Source organism: Brevundimonas sp. ZS04, assembly GCF_001956865.1.
GTDB lineage: Bacteria > Pseudomonadota > Alphaproteobacteria > Caulobacterales > Caulobacteraceae > Brevundimonas > Brevundimonas diminuta.
The window spans coordinates 1-22,195 of the sequence record NZ_MTHE01000014.1; the positions used below are offsets into that span (position 1 = coordinate 1).

At 68.2% G+C, this 22,195-nt stretch carries 17 protein-coding genes; 12 read left to right on the forward strand and 5 right to left on the reverse strand.

Annotated features, from left to right (window positions below; genetic code table 11):
- Together BJP32_RS14170 and BJP32_RS14175 are read right to left on the reverse strand one after the other, a co-directional pair.
- Positions 1–333 (reverse strand): ABC transporter permease (locus BJP32_RS14170; protein WP_158043314.1); only part of this gene is annotated, 333 nt, incomplete at its 3' end.
- Positions 333–1,268 (reverse strand): ABC transporter ATP-binding protein, encoded by a 936-nt coding sequence (locus tag BJP32_RS14175; protein WP_003163886.1) that lies wholly within the window; start codon positions 1,266–1,268, stop codon positions 333–335. The genes BJP32_RS14175 and BJP32_RS14170, both read right to left, overlap by 1 nt.
- A 150-nt stretch (positions 1,269–1,418) precedes the next feature.
- On the opposite strand from BJP32_RS14175, the gene BJP32_RS14180 reads away from it, so the two are divergent.
- On the forward strand, positions 1,419–2,744 hold the full coding sequence (locus tag BJP32_RS14180; protein WP_076224586.1) for a sorbosone dehydrogenase family protein: 1,326 nt from the start codon (positions 1,419–1,421) through the stop codon (positions 2,742–2,744).
- A 257-nt stretch (positions 2,745–3,001) separates the two neighbouring features.
- Positions 3,002–4,801 carry a long-chain-acyl-CoA synthetase gene (locus tag BJP32_RS14185; RefSeq protein WP_076224588.1) on the forward strand — a complete coding sequence of 600 codons (1,800 nt, stop codon included), beginning with the start codon at positions 3,002–3,004 and terminating at the stop codon, positions 4,799–4,801.
- Here BJP32_RS14185 and BJP32_RS14190 read toward each other — a convergent pair.
- Positions 4,798–5,787: an AraC family transcriptional regulator gene (locus BJP32_RS14190; protein WP_003163891.1), complete on the reverse strand. Its 990-nt coding sequence runs from the start codon at positions 5,785–5,787 to the stop codon at positions 4,798–4,800. The genes BJP32_RS14185 and BJP32_RS14190 overlap by 4 nt on opposite strands.
- A 194-nt stretch (positions 5,788–5,981) precedes the next feature.
- On the opposite strand from BJP32_RS14190, the gene BJP32_RS14195 reads away from it, so the two are divergent.
- From BJP32_RS14195 to BJP32_RS14230, 8 genes are all read left to right on the forward strand, one after another.
- A complete protein-coding gene (locus BJP32_RS14195; RefSeq protein ID WP_233126853.1) occupies positions 5,982–6,734 on the forward strand; it encodes a DUF2306 domain-containing protein in 753 nt (250 codons plus the stop codon).
- 112 nt (positions 6,735–6,846) lie between these two features.
- Positions 6,847–7,716, forward strand: a complete 870-nt coding sequence (gene motA, locus BJP32_RS14200; protein ID WP_003163893.1) for a flagellar motor stator protein MotA — start codon at positions 6,847–6,849, stop codon at positions 7,714–7,716.
- A 91-nt stretch (positions 7,717–7,807) separates the two neighbouring features.
- Complete coding sequence (locus BJP32_RS14205; RefSeq protein WP_003163894.1) at positions 7,808–8,125, forward strand: hypothetical protein; 318 nt, start codon at positions 7,808–7,810, stop codon at positions 8,123–8,125.
- Positions 8,126–8,264: 139 nt separating this feature from the next.
- Positions 8,265–8,552 carry a hypothetical protein gene (locus BJP32_RS14210; RefSeq protein ID WP_052747950.1) on the forward strand — a complete coding sequence of 96 codons (288 nt, stop codon included), beginning with the start codon at positions 8,265–8,267 and terminating at the stop codon, positions 8,550–8,552.
- A gap of 133 nt (positions 8,553–8,685) precedes the next feature.
- Positions 8,686–10,497, forward strand: a complete 1,812-nt coding sequence (gene mnmC, locus BJP32_RS14215) for an FAD-dependent 5-carboxymethylaminomethyl-2-thiouridine(34) oxidoreductase MnmC (protein WP_076224591.1) — start codon at positions 8,686–8,688, stop codon at positions 10,495–10,497.
- Positions 10,498–10,530: 33 nt separating this feature from the next.
- Positions 10,531–10,968, forward strand: a complete 438-nt coding sequence (locus tag BJP32_RS14220; protein ID WP_076224593.1) for a DUF6491 family protein — start codon at positions 10,531–10,533, stop codon at positions 10,966–10,968.
- 182 nt (positions 10,969–11,150) lie between these two features.
- Positions 11,151–12,308, forward strand: coding sequence for an efflux RND transporter periplasmic adaptor subunit (locus BJP32_RS14225; RefSeq protein WP_076224595.1), 1,158 nt, complete (start codon positions 11,151–11,153; stop codon positions 12,306–12,308).
- 9 nt (positions 12,309–12,317) lie between these two features.
- Positions 12,318–15,407, forward strand: a complete 3,090-nt coding sequence (locus BJP32_RS14230) for an efflux RND transporter permease subunit (RefSeq protein ID WP_076224597.1) — start codon at positions 12,318–12,320, stop codon at positions 15,405–15,407.
- A 287-nt stretch (positions 15,408–15,694) separates the two neighbouring features.
- Here BJP32_RS14230 and BJP32_RS14235 read toward each other — a convergent pair whose 3' ends face one another.
- Both BJP32_RS14235 and nhaA read right to left on the reverse strand, forming a co-directional pair.
- On the reverse strand, positions 15,695–18,289 hold the full coding sequence (locus BJP32_RS14235; RefSeq protein ID WP_046651903.1) for a TonB-dependent receptor: 2,595 nt from the start codon (positions 18,287–18,289) through the stop codon (positions 15,695–15,697).
- Between the two features lie 231 nt (positions 18,290–18,520).
- A complete protein-coding gene (gene nhaA, locus BJP32_RS14240) occupies positions 18,521–19,732 on the reverse strand; it encodes a Na+/H+ antiporter NhaA (protein ID WP_046651904.1) in 1,212 nt (403 codons plus the stop codon).
- A gap of 222 nt (positions 19,733–19,954) precedes the next feature.
- On the opposite strand from nhaA, the gene BJP32_RS14245 reads away from it, so the two are divergent.
- Complete coding sequence (locus BJP32_RS14245; protein WP_046651905.1) at positions 19,955–21,406, forward strand: protein adenylyltransferase SelO family protein; 1,452 nt, start codon at positions 19,955–19,957, stop codon at positions 21,404–21,406.
- A 262-nt stretch (positions 21,407–21,668) separates the two neighbouring features.
- On the forward strand, positions 21,669–22,082 hold the full coding sequence (locus BJP32_RS14250; protein WP_046651906.1) for a DoxX family protein: 414 nt from the start codon (positions 21,669–21,671) through the stop codon (positions 22,080–22,082).
- Positions 22,083–22,195 lie beyond the last annotated feature (113 nt).

The following is a 22,195-nucleotide window of genomic DNA, read 5'->3' on the forward strand; positions in this document are numbered from 1 at the left end:
CGCCCCGACATAGGCCAGCACGATCTCCAGCGGCGACACGGGCGCGGACAGGATCTCGTAGATCGTCCCGGTGAACTTGGGGAAGTAGATGCCGAAGGAGGCGTTGAAGATCGACTGGGTGAACAGGCTGAGCATGATCAGTCCCGGCACGATGAAGGCGCCGTAGGGCACGCCGTCCACCTCGGTCATGCGGCTGCCGATGGCGCCGCCGAAGACGACGAAATAGAGCGAGGTGGTGATAACCGGCGTCACCAGCGACTGCCACAGGGTGCGTAAAGCCCGCGCCATCTCGAAGCGATAGATGGCCCAGACTCCGTATCCGTTGAAGCTCATCACGCGGCCTCCCGATCCTGATGGACCAGGCCGACGAAGATGTCCTCGAGCGAGCTCTGGCGGGTGCTGAGATCCTTGAAGCCGACGCCGAGATCCGACAGGCGGCGCATCAGGGAGGGGACGCCGGTCTTTTCGGCGTTGGAATCAAAGACGTATTCCAGTTCGGTCCCGTCGCCTTGCAGCGTGAGGTTCCAGTCGGCCAGTTCGGGCGGCAGGGCCGCCAGCGGCTCCTGAAGCTGAAGGGTCAGGGTCTTCTTGCCCAGCTTCTGCATCAGGTCGGCGGTCTTCTCGACCAGGATCAGTTCGCCCTTGAGGATGACGCCGACGCGGTCGGCCATCTCCTCGGCTTCCTCGATGTAGTGGGTGGTCAGGATGATGGTCACGCCGCGCTCGCGCAGGCGGCGCACCAGAGACCACATGTCCCGGCGCAGCTCGACGTCGACGCCCGCCGTGGGCTCATCGAGAAACAGGATTTCCGGTTCGTGGCTCAGGGCCTTGGCGATCATGACGCGGCGCTTCATCCCGCCGGACAGAGTCATGATCTTGGCGTCCTTCTTGTCCCACAGGGAAAGGTCGCGAAGGATCTGCTCGACATAGGCCGGGTTCGGCGCCTTGCCGAACAGGCCCCGGCTGAAGGTCACGGTGGCCCAGACGGTCTCGAAGGCGTCAGTCGTCAACTCCTGCGGCACCAGGCCGATCTTGGTGCGGGCGGCGCGGTAGTCGCTCTGAATATCGTGGCCGTCGGCGGTGATGGTTCCGCTGGACGGGGTGACGATGCCGCAGACGATGGAGATCATCGTCGTCTTGCCCGCCCCGTTCGGCCCCAACAGGGCGAAGATCTCGCCCTTCTCGATCTCCAGATCGACGCGTTTCAGGGCCTGATGGCCGGACTTGTAGGTCTTGGTCAGACCTTCGATGGAAATGACGACTGGCATGGAGCCCCTCCCGGCTTCGGGGAAGGCAGATAAGGAGCGGCATGATGCGGCTCAAGGGGACGCCCATCCTCTTCCAACGGAAAGGGGTTGCAGGAGCGATCCCCCCTGAAAGGCGTTATAGTCGAGGCCGAACCGCACAGGACGATCGCCATGTCCCCTCGCCGCCCCCTTCTTCTGGCCCTGCCCCTCGTCGCCCTGCTCGGTCTGACGGCCTGCGAGACCGAAAGCGTGCTGCCGGAAACAGACGGTTTCGGCGCCGCGCCCAACCTGCCGGCGCCCCAGCCCCAGGCCGTGCCGACCGTGAAGATCGCCCGCGCCGTCGGCTGGCCGCAGGGACAGACGCCGGTTGCGGCGGCGGGCCTGGCGGTGAACGCCTTTGCGACGGGGCTGGATCATCCGCGCTGGCTCTACGTCCTGCCCAACGGCGACGTCCTGGTCGCCGAATCCCAGGGGCCCGCCAAGCCGAAGGAGAAGAAGGGGGGCCTGCGCGGCTGGATCGAAGGGCTGGTTATGGCGCGCGCGGGATCGGGCGACCGCCCCAGCGCCGACCGCATCAGCCTGCTGCGCGACGCCGACGGCGACGGGACGGCGGAGACGAAGACCGTCTTCCTGAGCGGCCTGACCTCGCCCTTCGGCATGGCCCTGGTCGGAGAGCGGCTGTACGTGGCCAACGCCGACGCCGTGGTCATGGTCCCCTATCAGACGGGCCGGACGCGCATCGACGCGACGCCGGTCAAGGTCGCGGACCTGCCCGCCGGACGCAATCATCACTGGACCAAGAGCCTGATCGCCTCGGCGGACGGGACCAAGCTGTATGTCGGGGTCGGCTCCAACTCCAACATCGGCGAGAACGGGCTGGACGAGGAGGTCGACCGCGCCGCCATTCTGGAGATCGACGCGGCGACGGGCGCACGGCGCGTCTTCGCCTCGGGGCTGCGGAACCCGGTCGGCCTGGCCTGGAATCCGCAGGACGGGCGTTTGTGGACCTCGGTCAATGAGCGCGACGCCCTGGGCGACGATCTGGTGCCCGACTACATGACCTCGGTCACGCCCGGCGGATTCTACGGCTGGCCGTGGAGCTATTACGGCCAGAATGTCGACGAACGGGTGCAGCCCGCCCGGCCCGACATGGTCGCCAGGGCGATCAAGCCCGACTACGCCCTGGGGTCGCATACGGCCTCGCTGGGCCTGACCTTCTATACGGGGGCGCTGCTGCCCCAGTGGCGCGACGGGGCGATCATCGGCCAGCACGGCTCGTGGAACCGCAACCCGCCGTCCGGATACAAGGTCATCTTCGTGCCCTTCCGCGAGGGCCGCCCGGACGGCCCGCCGCAGGACGTGCTGACCGGCTTCCGCAACGCAAGGGGCGAGGCCATGGGGCGGCCGGTCGGGGTGGCGGTAGACGGACGCGGCGCCCTGCTGGTCGCAGACGACGTGGGCGACGCGGTCTGGCGCGTGACGCCCGCCTCGCGATGAGATGCGACGTCCGCCTGATCAGTCATGAAGGCGCGGGCCCGATTTCATCTGTAGACGATCCAGTGTGGAACCGCCGATCAGCGTCGGATCAGCTTGACCTTAGGTCGGCCTTCGACTTGACCCTACGTCATTGAAAAGGACGCGAAAGCTTGCCTTTTTGTCGAATGGCCCCGCCTGCGTCTCCGCCGCCGGTTGACCCGCCGCCCCGCGCCGTCCATCAACCATGACAAAGGCAATCGGGAAGAGGCGGCGCACCCATGGGACTGGCGGCAAACATCCGGCGTGACATCAAGTTCGCTGGCGGGCTGTTCAGACTTCTGAAGCGCATCAAGCCCATCACGCTCGACAGCGACGTCCTGGCCTGTGACGACATCGAGGAGGCGGTCGACAGGTTCGGCCCCAACATCGCGGTCGAGGACGAGAGCCGCAAGCTGACCTATCGCGAGTTCGAGGCCCTGGCGAACCGCTACGCCAACTGGGCCAAGAGCCGCAATCTGAAGCGCAGCGACGTCATCGCCCTGGTGATGCACAACCGCGTGGAATACGTGGCCGCCTGGTTCGGCTTCTCCAAGGTCGGGGTGGCCACCGCCCTGATCAACAACAATCTGACCGGCGCGGCCCTGGCCCACTGCCTGACCATCTCGACCGCCTTCAACGTGGTGACGGACGAGGACTGCTGGCAGGCGGTCGAGGACGCGCGCGGCCTGGTCGACCGCAACCTGATGATCTGGGTCCACGGCCTGGGCGAAGAGAACGAGACCAACGCGCGCCGCGACCTGGACAACGCCGTGCGCAGCGCATCGTCCGTACGGCCCGACCGTTCGCTGCGTCAGGGCATGACCAACCGCGACACGGCCCTGTACATCTACACCTCGGGCACGACCGGCCTGCCCAAGGCGGCGCGGATGCCGCATTCGCGGGTGCGGACCTATATGCGCGCCTTCGCCGGGGCCACGGCCTCGACGCCGAAGGACGCCCTGTTCAACGTCCTGCCGCTGTATCACTCGACCGGGGGGCTGGTCGGCGTCGGCTCGGTGCTGCTGAACGGCGGGCGGATGATCACGCGGCGGCGCTTCTCGGCCACGCATTTCTGGCCCGACGTGAAGACGACCGGCGCGACCATGTTCGTCTACATCGGCGAACTGTGCCGCTATCTGATCAACAGCCCCGAAAACCCGGACGAGAAGGGCCACAAGCTGCGGCTGGCCTTCGGCAACGGCCTGCGCCCCGACGTCTGGCCCGAGTTCCAGAGCCGCTTCGGCATCAAGGACATTCTTGAGTTCTACGGCTCGACCGAGGGCAACGTCTCCCTGTTCAACTTCGACGGCAAGGCTGGGGCCATCGGCCGCGTGCCGGGCTTCCTGAAGTCGCAGATCAACATCCGCCTGATCGACCTGGACCCGGAGACGGGCGAGCCGGTGCGCGGCCACGACGGCCTGTGCCGCCTGGTGCTGACCGGCGAGACGGGCGAGGCCATCGGCCAGATCGGCAGCGACATCCGCCACGACTTCTCGGGCTACGCCGACAAGAAGGCTTCGGAGAAGAAGATCCTGACCGACGTGTTCAAGAAGGGCGACCGCTGGTTCCGCACCGGCGACCTGATGCGCCAGGACCGTCAGGGCTACCTCTATTTCATGGACCGTCTGGGCGACACCTTCCGCTGGAAGGGCGAGAACGTCTCGACCGCCGAGGTCGAACAGCGCCTGTCCGAGGCGCCGGGCGTGCAGGAAGTCATCGCCTATGGCGTCGAGGTGCCGGGCCAGGAAGGCAAGGCGGGCATGGTCGGCCTGGTGCTGGACGAGAAGTTCGACGCAGCCGCCTTCGCCGCCTGGGCCGATGAGCAGTTGCCGACCTACGCCCGGCCGGTGTTCGTGCGGATGCTGAAGTCGGCCGACACCACCGGCACCTTCAAATACCGCAAGGTCGATCTGGTCGCCGACGGCTTCGACCCGGACAAGGTCGACGGCCCCGTCTGGGTGCGCGGCGGCAAGGCTGGTTATCAGAAGCTGACCGCCAAGGCGCGCGAGGCGATCCTGAGCGGCGCGACGCGGCTCTAGACCCGCGCGCGAAACGCCTGCGGCGTCACGCCGGTCTGCGCCTTGAAGGCGCGGTTGAAGGGGCCGATCGACCCGAAGCCGCAGTCATAGGCGATGGTCAGGATCGGCAGGCGGCGCAGAGCGGGGTCCGCCAGCCGCCGCTTCGCCTCCTCGATGCGGAAATGGTTGGCCATCTGGCTGAAGTTGCGGAAGCCCAGCCCGGCGATGCTGCGGCTGACCTTGTATTCCGCCTCGCCCAGACGCTGCGCCAGATCCGACACCTTGAGGTTGGGCTGGGCGTAGAGCGCCTGTTCGGTCATCAGACGCAGGATGCGCTCGCCCAGGTCCGCCTCCGCATCGGTCCGGGGCCGGGCGCGACTGCGAACGGCCGTCGTCAGCGGGCGGCGGCGACGCCACCAGACGGCGAAGCCCATGCCGCCCAGGGCGATCAGGGCGCAGACCGCCTTGATCTCGCCGCTCCGAAGCGCGGCCCAGCTCCCGTCCGGCGCGCCGTTCACCCAGACGACGGCGACCGCCAGGATCGCCGCATAGCCGACGGCGAAGCCGATGCGGAAACCGCGCTCCGAGGCGGAAACGCCCGACCCCAGCCGCTTGAGCGGCTCGACGGCGGCGAGCAGCAGCAGGGCGGAGCTGACCAGGCCGCTCAGATTGTCCACCATGCGCGGCCCGGCGGCTGAAACATCCGGCGCCAGGCGCAGGAAAGCCCCCGCCCCCACCAGGGCCAGAACCACAAGCAGGGGCCACCGGGCGCGAGCGCCTCCGGCCGGAAGAGGCGGCTGGAACAGGGCGCGGACCAACAGCCAGGACCAGCCGCAGGTGGCGTCGCCCAGCACGGCGACCGCTTCCGACGCCATGCCGAAGCGATGGCCCATGACCTGCGCCAGACAGAAGGCCCCCGCCGCCGTAGCGAAAAGACCGCCGTACAGCGTCAGCTCCGACAGGCGCGACCCGGCGCGCGACGACGCCATCAAGCCGTCGGCGCTCATGACTGAACCTTTCCGCGCCGGCGCAAGGGAAAATCCATGGCCGATTTCCAAATCGGCGAGATCGCGACGGCCAAACCGCTCACAGCCCGGATCACCTCAAACGAACCAGGGACGCACAGGACGTGACGATATCGAAAACCGCAAGCCCCCCGATCCGCGCGCGATCGGACGCAAGCCTGCTGCGGCGATCCGGCGTGATCTGGTTCGGCGTCGCCGCGATCGGCCAGGCCGCCTTCGTCTGGATGATCCTGGCCCATTTCGGACGGCGGACCCTGATCGGGGACTTCGCCGGCTGGAACGACAAGCCACTGATCAAGGGCTATGCGCCCGGCGACGACGTGGGGAATGTGATGTTCGCCATCCACGTCCTATTGGCGGCGGTCGTCACCCTGGGCGGACTGATACAGCTGATTCCGGCCCTGCGGCGCCGGGCGCCGGCCCTCCATCGCTGGAACGGGCGCGTCTTCCTGATGACGGCCGTCGTCATGGCGGTCGGCGGCCTGTGGCTGACCTGGGGGCGAGAGACCTATCTGTCGCTCATATCGGCCGTCGCGGTCTCGGTGGACGGGGCGCTGATCCTGATCTTCGCCGCCCTGGCCTGGCGCACGGCCGTTCGACGGGACTTCGAGGCGCATCGACGATGGGCGATGCGCGCCTTTCTGGCGGTCAACGGCGTCTGGTTCCTGCGGGTGGGACTGATGGCCTGGGCCATCGCCACGGGCGGCCTCGGCATGAACAAGACCCTGTCCGGCCCGGCCGACGTCGTACTGCAGTTCGGCGCCTATCTCATTCCCCTGGCCCTGTTCGAAGCCTATTGGCGCGCAGGACGCAGCGCCCGCCGCGGCCTCCAGCGACTGACCGTCGTCGCGATGGGGCTGGCCGCCGCCGTCACGGCCCTGGGCGTTTTCGGGGCCGTCGTCTTCATGTGGGGCCCCTATATGCTCTAGCGTCGCCCATCTCGCGTTTTCGTCCCGAACCGGGATTCGCGAAACGCGGCCTTAAGCATTAACGCCGATAACGGCGTCCTAACCCTTCGGCTCCAGGACGCCTGCTCGCCTCATGTTCCAGATCATCGGCATCGTCATGCTGTTCGCCATGGTGTTCGGCAGCTTCCTGCTGCACGGCGGCAAGATGGCGACGATCCTCTATTCGCTGCCCTATGAGCTCATGGCCATCTTCGGAGCGGGCATCGCGGCCTTCCTGATCTCCAACAGCCTGCCGGTGATCAAGGCCACCCTGGGCGGCCTGGGCAAGTGCTTCGCCGGGCCGAAGTGGAAGAAGCAGGACTACAAGGATCTGCTCAGCCTGCTGTTCCAGCTGACCAAGACGATGAAGTCCAAGGGCGTGATCGCCCTGGAAAGCCACATCGAAAAGCCGGCCGAAAGCGCCATCTTCCAGAAATATCCCAAGGTGCTGAAGGACCACTTCGCCACCGACTTCATCTGCGACACCCTGCGGATGATGACCATGAACCTCGAGGATCCGCACCAGATCGAGGACGCCATGGAGAAGCAGCTGGAGAAGCACCACCACGAGGCCCTGGCCCCGGCCCACGCGCTTCAAACCCTGGCCGACGGCCTGCCCGCCCTGGGCATCGTCGCCGCCGTGCTGGGCATCATCAAGACCATGGGGTCGATCACCGAACCGCCGGAAGTGCTGGGCGGCATGATCGGCGGCGCCCTGGTCGGCACCTTCCTGGGCGTCTTCCTGGCCTATGGCCTGGTCGGGCCGTTCGCCTCGCGCCTCAACGCCATCGTCGAAGAGGAAGGCGCCTACTACAAGATCATCCAGTCGGTGCTGGTGGCCCACCTGCACGGCAACGCGGCCCAGATCTCGGTCGAGATCGGCCGCGGCGACATCCCCTCGACCGCCCAGCCGTCCTTCACCGAAATGGAAGAAGCCCTGGCCGCCGCGCCGATGGACGCCTGACGCCCTTCGGCGATCTTCGGAACACGGAGCGTTCACGACGGTTCTCTCAGGATCACGGCCGCGTGCGCGGCCCTACGCCTGGAGCCGTCCCATGCCTGTGCGTCTCACCCGCCGTCCCGCCCATTTCGCAGCCGCGCTCGGCGGCCTGTCGATTCTGATGCTGACCGCCGCCTGCAACGAACGGGCGCCCGAACGGCCCGCCCCCCTGGCCGACCCCGCGCCCGCAGCCGCCGCGCCTCCGGTCAGTCCCGCGCCTGCGCCCGATTCGACGGGAACGGCGACCCCGCCGCCAGGCGACGCGATCCCCGTCCCCACGCCCCCGACCCTGCCGCCCGATCCGAACGAGCCGACTCCGCCCGACCCCATGGACCCGACGGCGCCGCGTCCCGTTCCTCCGGACAACCCTTGAATTTCGGGGCTGAATCCGGCCTGCCTCAAGTTGTCTTCACGAACGCGTGAGAAATCGCTTGCACTCCCGCTCACGAAGCCGTTATCACTTCCTCAGCGAGGTTCATGGTCTCGCTTTTACCTTCTGAAGGAAGAAACCTATGCGCATCACCGCTCTGATCGCCGCTTCGGCCGCCGCTCTGGCCCTGGCTGCTTGCCAACCGGCCGCCACGGACAAGGCTGAAGACGCCGCCGCCGACGCCACCGCCGCCGCCGACACCGCTGCCGACGCCGCTGCTACGGCTGACGCCGCCGCCACCGACGCCGCCGCCGCCGCTGGCGAAGCTGCCGGCGAAGCCACCAAGGCTGCCGACGCCGCTGCTGCTCCGGCCGCTGACGCCGCTGCCGCTCCGGCCGCTGCTCCGGCTGCTCCGGCTGCCGCTCACTAAGACTTACGTCTTGGATCGCGGTCTTCGGATCGCGATGCGGAAAGGGGTCGTCCTCACGGACGGCCCCTTTTTCATGCCCGCTTTCCAGGCAGGGCGGCTTTCGTCCGGCGGCGCGGCCCGATAGACCCCCGCCATGACCGCCGCACCGCCCTCCGACGACGCCTCGCCCCAACTGCTGTGGGCCGACGACGGCTCGCCCCGTTCCGGGCGATTCGGCGATGTCTATTTCTCCAAGGACGACGGCCTAGCCGAGACCCGCGCGGTCTTCCTGCAGGGCTGCGGCCTGCCCGAGGCCTGGTCCGGGCGATCCGCCTTCACCGTCGGCGAGCTGGGCTTCGGCACCGGGCTGAACATCGTCGCCCTGCTGGACCTGTGGCGGCGCACGCGCGCGGACGGGGCGCGGCTTAAGGTCTTCTCCATCGAAGGTTTCCCGCTGACGCGCGATGAGGCCGCGCGCGCCCTGGCCGCCTGGCCCGAGCTGGCCGAAACGGCCGCCGGGGTGCTGGACGCCTGGCCCGCCGGGACGTCCGGCTTTCATCGGCTGGACCTGCCGCAGTGGGGGGCGACGATCGACCTGGCCGTCGGCGACGCCCGCTGGGCGCTGGACCAATGGTCGGGACCGGCCGACGCCTGGTTCCTGGACGGGTTCTCGCCCGCGCTGAACCCCGGCATGTGGTCGCCCGAGATTCTGGCCCTCGTCGCGGCGCGCTCCAACCCCGGCGCGCGGCTGGCCACCTTCACCGTCGCCGGAGCCGTGCGGCGCGGCCTGGCCGAGTACGGCTTCACCGTCGAGAAGAAGCCCGGCCACGGCAGGAAGCGCGAACGGCTGGAGGCGCGCATGGCGGGCGAGGCGCCGACGGAGCGCCCCCGCCATGTCGCCGTGATCGGCGCCGGGATCGCCGGGGCCGCCGTCGCCCGCGCCCTGATCGCCGAGGACGCGCGCGTCACGGTCGTCGAGGCCGAGCGGGCGGGCGCGGGGGCCTCGGGCTTTCCCGCGTCGCTGGTCACGCCGAGGCTGGATGCCGGCGACGCCTTCATCGCCGGGTTCCACGCCCAAGCGCTGGAGCGAGCGGGAAGCCTGTACCGCGCCCTGCCCGGCGCCGTCGTCGCCGAAGGGGTGCTGCAACTGGAGCAGGCTCCGCGCGACGCCGCCCGCTTCGACAAGATCGCGGCCCAGCCCCTGTGGCCCGAGGGCGCCATGCAGCGGCTGAACCCCGCCGCCTGCGCCGAGCGCCTGGGCGAACCCACGACGCGCGGCGGTCTGATGATGGGCCAGGCCCTGGCGACGCGCTCCAGCGCCATACTGGAGCCGTGGCTGGCGGGCGCCGAACGGGCGGCGGGACGCGCGGCCGCGCTGGAGGCGACGACAGACGGCTGGCGCGTGAAGGGCGAGGACGGCGACGTGCTGGCCGAGGCGGACGCCGTGGTGCTGGCGGCGGGCTGGGGATCGGCGCGGCTCATGCCCGACCTGCCGTTGTCGCCGGTGGCGGGACAGGCGGACTGGATCGAAGGGACGCCGCCGCCTCTGCCCGTCGCCTGGGGCGGCTACGCCGCGCCGACCGGAAACGGGATGCTATACGGCGCCACCCACGACCGGGGCGTGAAGACGCCCGAGGCCTCCGATGCGGCCAGCGCCCGCAACCAGGCGACCCTGGCCGCCGCCCTGCCCGCCCTCGCCGAGGCCGTGGATCAGACCCCCGCCGAGGCGCGCGGCCGCCGGGTCGCCGTGCGGGCCACGACGCCCGACCGCCTGCCGCTGTGCGGCGCCTGGAGCGAAGCCGGTCTGTACGTCCTGACGGGGCTGGGCTCGCGCGGCTTCTGCGTCGCCCCCCTGCTGGGCGAGCATCTGGCGGCGCTGATCATGGGACGGTCATCTCCCGTTCAGCTCGACCATGGGCATCGTCTGAGCCCTGCGCGTCATGACAATGTCGCTGAAGACCACTAGGGTTGCATACCAACGATCGACAAAGGATTCGCCATGGCTCGCCGCATTCCCTTCGCCGCTTGTAAGATCACGGCCTTGAGCCTGGCGCTGAGCCTGGGCGTCGCAGCCTGCGCGCCCCAGAGGAACGGCGGCGCCTCCACCGTGCAGACGGCCTCGTCGACGGCGGCCCCCTGCTTCTATGCCGATCAGGTCCGCAACTTCCGCTCGGATGATCGCACCAACATCTATTTCGACACGGGTCGCGGACGCATCTATCACGCCCAGGCGGCCGGCATCTGTCAGGACATGGACTTCGCCACGGCCCTTACCATTCGCCCGCAAAGCGCCGGCAAGTCACGCCTGTGCGCCGGCGACTGGGCGAACCTGAACGTGCGCGGCATGTCGGGCGTCAACGGTCCTTGCCGCGTCCGTATCGTCAAGGCCCTGAGCGCGGCTGAGGTCGCCGCCTTGCCGGATCGGGTCCGCCCCTGATCGCACCTCGGCCGCCCGCACAGTCAGAACCCATTTCGGTTGCAGATTACATCGCAGTAATTGCGAATGAGTCGTTTGAGCGCGGATCGCCGAACGGGTAAACAGCGTTGCTATGCCCGCGACGCCGGACAGAAGGTTGGCGCGCGCCTGACTGTACGCTCAACCTCCCAGGATATCCGCACGTGGCGATCTCTCGACGCTTTCCGGCCCGGCTGAACGTCAGCCTGGCTCTCGCCTTGGCTTCAAGTCTGACCCTGGCCGCCTGCGGCGGACACGGGGACGAAAAGGACAAGAAGGACGGCGCCTCGCGCCAGACCGTCAGCGCGACGACGGCGACCTCGGTCGCCCTGCCTCGCACCGTGGTCGCCTCGGGCACCGTCTCGGCCTGGGAAGAGGTGCCGGTCGGCGCCGAGACCGGCGGACTGACGGCGACGACCCTCTATGTCGATGAAGGCTCCTATGTCCGTCAGGGCCAGCCGCTGGTGCAGATGAACGACGTCCTGCTGCGCGCCCAGGTGCGCCAGCAGCAGGCGGCGGTGCAGACGGCCGAGGCCAACGTCGCCCGCGACGACGCCGCCCTGGGCCGTGCGCAGGAGCTGAAGACGCGCGGCTTCCTGAGCCAGGCGTCGCTGGACACGGCCCTGGCCAATCAGCGGGCCTCGGCGGCCAATCTGGCCTCGGCCCAGGCCGCCCTGGCCGAGACCCAGACTCGCCTGTCCCAGGCCACCATCCGCGCGCCGGTCAGCGGCCTGATCATCAGCCGCAGCGTCACCAAGGGCCAGATCATCAGCGCCGGAACCGAACTGTTCCGCATGGTGCGCGACGGCCGTCTGGAGCTGGACGCCCAGGTGCCCGAGACCGAATTGCCGCTGATCCAGGCCGGTCAGAGCGCGGCCGTCACCTCCAGCCAGGCCGGTTCGACCACCGGCACGGTCCGCATCGTGACGCCCGAAGTCGATCCGCAGACCCGCCTCGGCCTGGCGCGCATCAGCCTGGCGCCCGGCAGCGCGCTGAAACCCGGCATGTTCGCCCGCGCCGCCATCGAGGCGGGCGCCCGACCGGCGACCGTGGTGCCGACGGACGCGGTCCTTTACCGCAGCAACAAGTCAGGGGTGTTCGTGCTGAACGCCGACTCCTCGGTGCGCTTCGTGCCGGTGACGGTGCTGTCGCGGCGCGACGACCAGACCTCGGTCGAGGGGCTGAACGCGGGCGTCCGCGTCGTGGTGGCCGGCGCCGGCTTCCTGAACGACGGCGACAAGGTGACAGTGGCCGCGCCGCGCGCCGCTGCGCCCGCAGCGCCTCCGGCCGCCGCCCCCGCCCAAGCGCCCGCCAAGAAATAAGGCCCGGCCATGAATCAGCTTTCCGCCTGGGCGATCAAGAACCCCATCCCCATCATCCTGCTGTTCCTGCTGCTGACGCTGGGCGGCGTGACCGGCTTCGCCGGGATGCGGATCAACAACAACCCCGACATCGACTTTCCCCTAGTCGCGGTCACGGCCGCGCGCCCCGGCGCCGCCCCGACCGAGATGGAGGTGCAGGTCACGCGCGTGATCGAGGATTCGATCGCCGGCCTGTCGGGCGTGCGCCACATCTATTCCAACGTCTCGGACGGGGTGTCCTCGACCACCATCGAGTTCGAACTGGGCACCGACACCGAGCGCGCCACCAACGACGTCCGCAACGCCATGAGCGGGGTGCGCGCCAGCCTGCCCCAAGACATGCAGGAGCCGACGGTCCAGCGCATCGACATCACCGGCGACGCCCTGATCACCTATGTCGTGCGCTCGGAGACGATGACGCCCGAGCAGATCAGCTGGTTCATCGACAATGAGATGAGCCGCGCCCTGCTGGCGCTGGGCGGCGTCGGCGAGGTCAACCGCTCCGGCGGGGTGGACCGCGAAATCCGCGTCGAACTGGATCCGCAGCGGCTCAGCGCCTACGGCGTGACGGCGGCCCAGGTCAGCCAGGCCCTGACCAACGTCAACAACAACCTGCCGGGCGGTCGCGTCACCATCGCGGGTTCGGAGCGCGCCGTGCGCACCCTGGGCGCCGCCGGTTCGGTGGAGCAGCTGCGCGAGACCCTGGTGCCTGTCGGCGACGGTAAGAACGTACGCCTGGGCGACCTGGGCGCGGTGGTCGACAAGTGGAGCGAACCGCGCCGCCTGGCCCGCTACAACGGCCAGGAGGCCGTGACCTTCAACTTCCTGCGCTCGCGCGAGGCCAGCGAGGTCAAGGTCTCCGAAAAGGTCCGCGCCGAGGTCGAGAAGATCGACGAGGCCCATCCCGAACTGACCATCGAACAGGTCACCTCGAGCGTGAAATACATCGAGGAATCCTACCTCGCCTCACTGGAGGCGTTGATTCTGGGCGCGGTCCTGGCGGTCATCGTGGTGTGGATATTCCTGCGCGACTGGCGGGCGACCCTGATCGCGGCGACGGCCATGCCGATGTCGCTGATTCCGACCTTCGCCATCCTGGGGCCGATGGACCAGTCGTTGAACGTGGTGACGCTGCTGGCGCTGTCGCTGACGATCGGCATCCTGGTCGACGACGCCATCGTGGAGATCGAGAACATCGTCCGCCACATGCGCGACGGCAAACCGCCCTATGACGCCGCCTTCGAGGCCGCCGATGAGATCGGCCTGGCCGTCGTGGCCACGACCGGCACCATCATCGCCGTGTTCGCGCCCGTGGGCTTCATGCCCGGCATCATCGGCCAGTTCTTCAAAGCCTTCGCCCTGGCCGCCTGCATCAGCGTCTTCTTCTCCCTGGTGGTGGCGCGTCTGCTGACGCCGCTGATGGCGGCCTACATGCTCAAGCACACCCACCACGAGGACAAGGATCCCTTCTGGATGGGGGGCTATCTGCGCTCGCTGAAGTGGTGCCTGCGCCATCGCTGGATCGTCTTCATCATGGGCGGGGCCTTCCTGTTCGGCTCCATCGGCCTGTCGATCGCGGCCAAGATGTCGTTCGAGTTCATGTCGCCGGCAGACGAGGGCCGCGCGGCCTTCCAGATCGAACTGCCGCCCGGCTCCACCCTGCACCAGACCGATGTCGTGGTGCAGCAGGTGACGCAGAAGCTGAACGCCCGGCCCGAGGTCACCTCGGTCTACGCCGCCATCGGCGGGCAGTCGGTGAACCAGGCCAATGTCTACGCCGACATGGTGCCCAAGGGTAAGCGCGAGCTGAGCCAGCAGGCCTTCGCCCGCGTCATGGTCGATGAGATGAAGCAGATCCCCGGCGCCCGCATCCGCGCCGGCATCGCCCAGCAGGGCGGCGGACCAGGCGACGGCACCAGCTACACCTTCTCCATCCTGGGCGATGATCCGGTCGTGCTGGAAGCCGCAGCCCGCAAGGTCGAGGAAGAGATGCGCGGGGTGCCGGGCCTGGCCAACATCGTCAACACCGCCGCCATCGCCCGGCCGGAAATCCTGGTCACGCCGCGCCCGGATGAGGCGGCGCTGCTGGGCGTCTCGGCCGGGGCCATCTCCCAGGCCGTGCGCGTCGCCACCATCGGCGACATCGACCAGAACCTGCCGAAGTACAATCTGGGCGACCGGCAGATCCCCATTCGCCTGCAGCTGACTGAAGCCGCGCGTGAGGATCTGAACGTGCTGGAGACGCTGCGCGTGCCGACCGCCTCAGGGGCCGCCGTGCCGCTGAGCGCCGTGGCCGACATCGAGTTCGGCGCCGGTCCGGCCACGGTCAGCCGTCAGGACCGCTCGCGCATCGCCTCCATCTCGGCCGAGCTGGACGGCATCACCACCGGCGCGGCGGGCCAGGCGGTCAACAAGCTGCCCTCGGTGAAGAACCTGCCGACGGGCGTGCGCCAGGTGCCCGCCGGGGACGCCGAGTTCATCCAGGAGATGCTGGTGGGCTTCGGCATCGCCTTCCTGTCGGGCATTCTGCTGATGTATGCGGTGCTGACCCTGCTGTTCAAAAGCTTCGCCTATCCGGTCACCATCATGGCGGCCCTGCCCCTGGCCATCGGGGGCGCCTTCATCGCCCTGGTGATCGCGGGCAAGAGCTTCTCCATGTCGGCCCTGATCGGGGTGCTGATGCTGATGGGGATCGCGGCCAAGAACTCCATCCTGCTGGTCGACTACATCATCATGGCCGAGAAGAGCGGGCTGAGCCGCTTCGCCGCCATCATGGACGCCGCCCACAAGCGGGCGCGGCCGATCCTGATGACCACCTTCGCCATGGGGGCGGGCATGGTGCCCATCGCCATCGGCTGGGGCGCCGACGTGGAGTTCCGCTCGCCCATGGCCGTGGCCGTGGTGGGGGGGCTGATCTCCTCGACCTTCCTGTCGCTGCTCTATATCCCGGCGGTGTTCACCATCATCGACGACATCGCCGGCTTCGGGCGGCGCATGCTGAACCGGATGTTCGCCGGGCAGCGGAGACTGGCGGGGGAAAACCACACCCCGGCGGAGTGAGGCGGCCGGCTCGCGGTTGAATGAGGAAAAGCCCCCGGTCATGCGGCCGGGGGCTTTTTCGTATGGCGGTCGCGTTCGATAGCCGCTCATCCGGCGGACGCCGGGATCCCGTCAGCCCGTCGCCGACCCTGCCTGATTATGGAGGCGTTCTGAGGCCAAAACACTGGGCCCCGGCGCCCGCCGGGGTGAGCGGGATTGGGCCCCTCCGTCCCACGCGGTCCCGCCAAAAGCAAAGGGCGGGCCGGACTACTCCGACCCGCCCTCAGACTCTCAAACGTCGCGCTGGATCAGTAGCGGACGCGCAGGGTCATGCCGTAGGTGCGCGGCTGGCCCATGAAGGCGTTGTAGGTCTGGGTGTCGCCGGCCGGGCTGTAGTAGGTGCCGTTCGGCTGGACCGTGGTCTGGAAGGCCGAGCCCTGCAGCGGGGCGTTGATGGCCACCTGCATATACTCCTCGTCCGTCAGGTTCTGGCCCCAGATGTCCAGCGCCCAGTTCTCGTCTTCCGCGCCCAGAGTGATGCGGCCGTTCACAAGGGTCATGGCGTCCTGCATCTTGTAGGGCAGCAGGTCGGAGCCAGTGTTGAACTCGGTCGAGTATTTGGCCGACAGGTTCAGGCCCAGCTTCAGCCCCGCGCCGATCGAACGGTCGAAGGCCATGGAGGCCGTCGCCGACCATTCCGGCGCGAACGAGGCGCGGGCGCCCGGCAGCAGGGACAGCTGCGGGAAGTTGGCCGGGTTGGTCAGGTCCGAGGCGACGAAGTTGCCATATTTGGTGTCGGCGTAGGTCACGCCGCCCGAGAAGGACAGGCCCTCGACCGGGGTGAACCAGACGAAGTCGGCGTCGACGCCCTCGGTCGTGACCTCGGGGATGGACTCCACCACGAAGGCCGTGCCCAGGAAGGTGTTGAGCTGGAAGTCCTCGAACTTCTGATTGAAGTAGGTGAGGTTCAGCAGCACCGAGCGGTTGAACAGGGTGTTCTTCAGCCCGATTTCATAGCTGTTGACCGTCTCGGACGGGAAGTAGAGCGACGAGGTCGGCGTCACGCCCGCCTGCACCCGATCCATGTTGTAGCCGAACGACTTGTAGCCGTGGGCGTAGGAGGCGTAGCCCATGACGCTGTCGTTGAAGCGATAGCTGCCCTTGATCGTACCCGAGAACTCGCCGCCGTTGTTCGATTCCGAAATGCGGCGATTGTCGAACTGGGGGTTGGCCCAGGGCAGGCAGATGGTGCCGACCAGGGTCGAGGCCAGGGCCTGAATCTGCGCGGGCGTCAGCGTGGGGTTCGCGATGCCGATGGCGCCGCCGATCGCGCCGGCGTTGCCCAGGGCGCCGCCGCAAGCCGCGCCGTTCGTGCCCACATTGTCCTGAACGCCCAGCAGGCGCTTGTGGTCATTCGAGTAACGCAGACCCAGGGTGACGTCGAACTTGTCGGTCAGCTTCACCGTGTTGTTGGTGAAGAAGGCGATGGATTCCGTGCGCTGGCTGTAGTGGTCCTTCACGCCCTGACCGACGCCAAAGCCCGGCCCGGTCGGAGCGGTCGCCCCGGTCAGGCAACCGACGATGCCCATCGGCGTGGCGCCAGCCCCGGTCACGCAGTTCACGGCGGCCGGATTGGTCAGGTTCAGCCGCGATCCCAGCAGCAGCGACATATAGGGGGTGTAGCCCGCGCCGTACCAATAGCTGTCCTCACGGGCGATGCTTTCGCGCGTCAGGAAGGCGCCGACCAGCCAGTCCAGGCGGTCGGTAGCGCCCGCCAGGCGGAACTCCTGGGTCAGGTTCTCAAGCTCGAAGCCGTAGCCGCCGTCGTCCACGCGATAGAGCAGGTCGGCGGTGGTGTAGTCGAGGTCCATGCCGTTGACGCCCGACCAGTTCCGCCAGGAGCTGAGCGAGGTGAAGGTGGCGTTCCACGACGGGATGTCGATGTTGGCCTCGGCGGAGAGGCCCATGTCCTCCATTTCCTGCCCGGTGCCGCGGTTGGCGTAGGCCTTGCGCGAGAAGGGCAGCTTGCCGAAGCCGGGCGCGGGCGGCGTCTGCTGGCCGCCGATGGCCGTGATGATGCCGTAGGTCGGGCCGGTGCGGACCTGGGTCGAGACGCAGCAGTATTCGTCGCGCTTGGAGTAGTCGGCGATCAGGCGGATCGACACGTCGTCCGAAGGCAGGATCAGCAGTTGGCCGCGCGCGGTCCAGAAGTCCTGATTCTGGTCGTCCTGCTCCTGACGCGGGCCGGGGCCGGTGACGACGTCGTAGAAGCCGTCACGCTGACGCTTGGCCACATAGAGGCGGCCGGCGATCTGATCGGTGATCGGGCCGGTGATCGAGCCGGCCAGGCCCCAGGCGTTGAAGTTGCCGTAGGTGGCCTCGGCGCTGAAGCCTGGCGTGAAGGACGGCGCCTCGGTGATGATGTTGATGACGCCGGCCGAGGTGTTCTTGCCGAACAGGGTGCCTTGCGGCCCCTTCAGCACCTCGATGCGGCTCAGCTCGCCCAGATCGCCGAAGCCGACGCCGTTGCGCGAGCGGTAGACGCCGTCGATGACCACGCCGACCGAGCTCTCCAGGCCGGGGTTGTCCCCGACGGTGCCGACGCCGCGGATGCGGGCGGTGGTGGCGGTTTCCGACTGGGTCGAGGTGACGGTCATGCCCGGCGTCAGGATCTGCAGATCCTTGATGTCGCGGACCCCGGCGCCGTCCAGCGCCTCCTGCGACAGGGTCGTCACCACGATCGGCACGTCCTGCAGGCTCTGTTCGCGCTTCTGGGCGGTGACGATGATGTCGTCGACCGTGGTCGGTCCGTCCTGAGCGGCGGCGGCGCCGACAAGACCGAAGGCTGCGACGCCGACGACGGCGACCGAAGCGGTGCAGCGGAGGATGTGGTTCAAACGCATAAGGCGGCTCCCCGACTCTATGGGCCCGACCGCATTCGCGGCCGTGCGCGATTCCTGTCCCTGATGACCCGCGCTCATTGAACGACGCGAATTCTCATTCAAAAGGGGTAGTCTATGGTCGAGTCACCGACAAGGAGAGGCCACTTGGAGAACGATAATTTCACCCAAGCCCGCCTCACCTGTGGCGATAAAGAGACAAATATACTGACGTTAGGTCAATGTTATCGTCGTTCAGATAGCCGAAGCGACTGATTTCGCGTCGCGTCTTTTCTTTCGCCCCGCCTCGGCGAGCGCCAGAATCGTCGCCGCCATGACGGCCGACAGCACCGATCCGCCGATGACGCCCAGCTTGACCTCGATCTGTTCGGGCGAGTCCACCGCGCCGGGGAAGGCCAGGACGCCGATGAACAGGCTCATGGTGAAGCCGATGCCGCACAGCAGGCTGACGCCGTAGAGCTGCATCCAGCCCGCGCCCGACGGCTTGTCGCCCAGGCCCAACTTCACCGCCAGCCAGGCCACGCCGAAGACGCCGATCTGCTTGCCGATGAACAGACCCAAGGCGATGGCGATGACCAGAGGCGCGAAGGCCTGCTCCAGCGACAGGCCGGCGAAGGAGACGCCCGCCTTGGCGAAGGCGAACAGGGGCAGGACCAGATAGGCCACATAGGGGTGCAGGTCGTGCATGGCGTCCTTGAGCGGGCTCTGCGAGGTCTCGCGGCGCGGCTCGACCGGCACGATCAGGGCGAAGGCCACGGCGGTCAGCGAGGTCGACAGCCCCGACAGCACCGTCAGATACCAGACGGCGCCGAAGCCCAGCACCCAGAAGGCGGCCGCCATGCGGCGACGCCCCAGGACGGCGAAGACGGCGATGACGCCCAGCGCCGCCAGCAGCGGAATCCACTGCACGCCCTGGCTGAACAGAATGGCGATCAGGGCGATGGCGCCCAGGTCGTCGACGATGGCCAGGGTCAAGAGGAAGACGCGCAGGGAGGACGGCAGATTGCGCCCGACCACGGCGAAGACGGCCAAGGCGAAGGCGATGTCGGTGGCCAGGGGAATGGGCCACCCCTGCGTCGGTCCGCCCAGCGCCCCGACCACGCCCAGGTAGACCAGGCCGGGAACGGCCATGCCGCCGAGCGCCGCCAGGATGGGCAGGGCCAGCTTCTTGGGATTGCTCAGTTCGCCCTTGAGGATCTCGTATTTGATCTCCAGGCCGACGACGAGGAAGAAGATCGCCATCAGACCTTCCTTGATCCAGTCGGAGACCGTTTCTTCGAGCCGCAGCGGGCCGATCTGGACGGCGTGGACGCTCTTGAGCCAGGCGAAATAGTCGGCCGACAGGGGCGAGTTGGCGACGATCAGGGCGGCGACGGCGGCGAGGCCCAGGACGGCCCCGGAACCGGCCTCGGTCTTGAGAAAGGCGAGCGTGAATTTTCTGGCCACGAAGGTCTCCGAAACAATGAGATGGTCTGTCGTGGCGTCAGGTTATCGACGGACGCCGGACCGGATTCGCGCGCAGGGCGGCGCCGGCCTGGCCTCGGGATCGGTTCACGCGAGACCTGATATCTGCGGGAGAAAATACGGATCGGCGACGAAGGTTCAAGCCTGATCGGCCCGATCGGGCTCGCAGTTGCGAAATGCGCGGCGAAGGCGCATCTGCCGCCCATGCCCGTCTCCCCCGCCTATCGCCCCGAACCCCGCTTCTTCGACCTGGGCGCCGACTACGGCGACCCCGTGCAGGCGGCCGATTTCCCGCAGACGATCCTGCGCCTGCGCAACGACCGGGCGGCGGCCGAGGTCGGGCTAGAGACGCTGAGCGACGCCGAATGGATCGCCCATTTCGGCCGGTTCGAGCCCCTGCCCGGCCAGCCCGGCGGCGTGGCCATGCGCTACCACGGCCATCAGTTCCGCGTTTACAACCCCGACATCGGCGACGGACGCGGGTTCCTGGCCGCGCAGATGCGGGAAACCCCTCAAGCAGCCTCCCTCCGCGAGGGAGGCGATAGGGACACTCAAAATCCCCGCCTTCTCGACCTGGGCACCAAAGGCTCGGGCCAGACGCCGTGGTCGCGTCATGCAGACGGGCGGCTAACGCTGAAGGGCGGCGCGCGCGAGGCGCTGGCGGCGGCCATGCTGGACAGCCTGGGCGTGCCGACCTGCCGCATCCTGTCGCTGATCGAGACGGGCGAAGACCTTGAGCGACATGACGAGCCGTCGCCGACGCGGTCGGCCGTCATGGTGCGGCTGTCGCACAGCCACATCCGGTTCGGGACGTTCCAGCGCGCCGCCTACTATGGGCGCAAGGATCAGATCGAGGCGCTGATGGAGCACGCCCGCAGCCTGTATCATCCGGCGGTCGCGGCGGGCGACGCGGCGGGCTTCCTGGGGGCGGTGGTCGAGGCCTCGGCAGCGCTGACGGCGAAGTGGATCGCGGCGGGCTTCGTCCACGGGGTGCTGAACACCGACAATCTGAACGTCACGGGCGAGAGCTTCGACTACGGCCCGTGGCGCTTCCTGCCGCACTATGAGCCGGGCTTCACCGCCGCCTATTTCGACCAGAACGGCCTCTACGCCTTCGCGCGCCAGCCCGAGGCGGTGTTCTGGAACCTGACCCAGTTGGCCGGGTGCCTGAAGCTGATCGCCGAGCCCGAACCGCTGGCGGCGGCGCTGAACGCCTTCGGCCCGGCCTATATCCGCCATCTGCGGGCGGCCTTCCTGAACCGGCTGGGCGTGCAGAGCCTGGGCGAGGCGGCGGACCAGCGGCTGCTGGACGCCACGCTGGCGCTGGCGCGCGAGAAGAAGGAGACCCTGCGCTGGGAGCCGCTCTTCTTCGACTGGTTCGGCGGGTTCAGCTCGGCGGCGCGGGCGCTGGGCGGGGTGCGCGGCAAGACCTATCAGGGCGAGACCTTCGACGCCTTCCGCTTCGCCCTGATGGAGCATGAGCCCGATCGGCCCGAGCGGCTGGAGCATCCGATGTTCGCCGCGCCCGAGCCGGAAGAGATGCTGATCGACGAGGTCGAGGCCCTGTGGAGCGCCATCGACACGGCCGACGACTGGGCCCCGCTGCAGGCCAAGCTGGCCCGACTGGAGGCGGCGAAGGCGGCCTGGCGTCTTTGAGGTCCCCCTCGCCCCGCCCAGGCGGGAATGGGCGGATATTGTGAAGCCGCGCCCTTAAGTCATCAATTGATGTCATCGAGCGTTGACTCGAAATCCGCCCGGGCGTAGAGGCGGATGATCCCGGCTGGGTTACGAGGAATTGTGGTTTCGGCCCTGCTGTCGCCACGTCGTTCTCCGACCGTGATCACAGATTGTTTCAGCCGCTTGCAAATCGGAACCCTGCAACTGATCTTGTGACTGTTGCGAATTAACGGTTACGGCCATGACGACGACCACCTTGAACACCCACCAGGCGCGCGCCCGCGCCGACTATCTGAACATCGCGCTTTGGACCTTTCAGGGCTGGATCGCCATGTTCTTCATCGCCGCCGGCTACGCCAAGCTGTCCGAGCCGATGGAGAATCTGATCGTCCTGATGCAGTGGCCCGCCGCGGCCAGCGAGGCCTTCGTGCGCGGCCTGGGCGTCGCCGAGATCATCCTGGCCGCCATGGTTCTGGCGCCGCTGGTCTCATGGCGGTTCGGCCGCCCCCTGCTTCTGACCGCAGCGGCGGGCCTGCTGATCCTGGAGAGCATCGCCCTGGGCGTGCACGCCTTCGGCCTGGACCTGGGCCTGAGCCTGACCAACGTCTTCCTCATCGCCATCACGGCGCCGGTGCTGTGGCTGCGTCGCCGCTGAGCCGCCGCATCGCTTAAAGGTTTGCGGGTCCGCTTCTCCCCCTCCCCCTGAGGGCCCGCAAATACAGAGGCCGCGACCCGTCCCCGGTCGCGGCCTTTTAGCTTTTGTCCGCC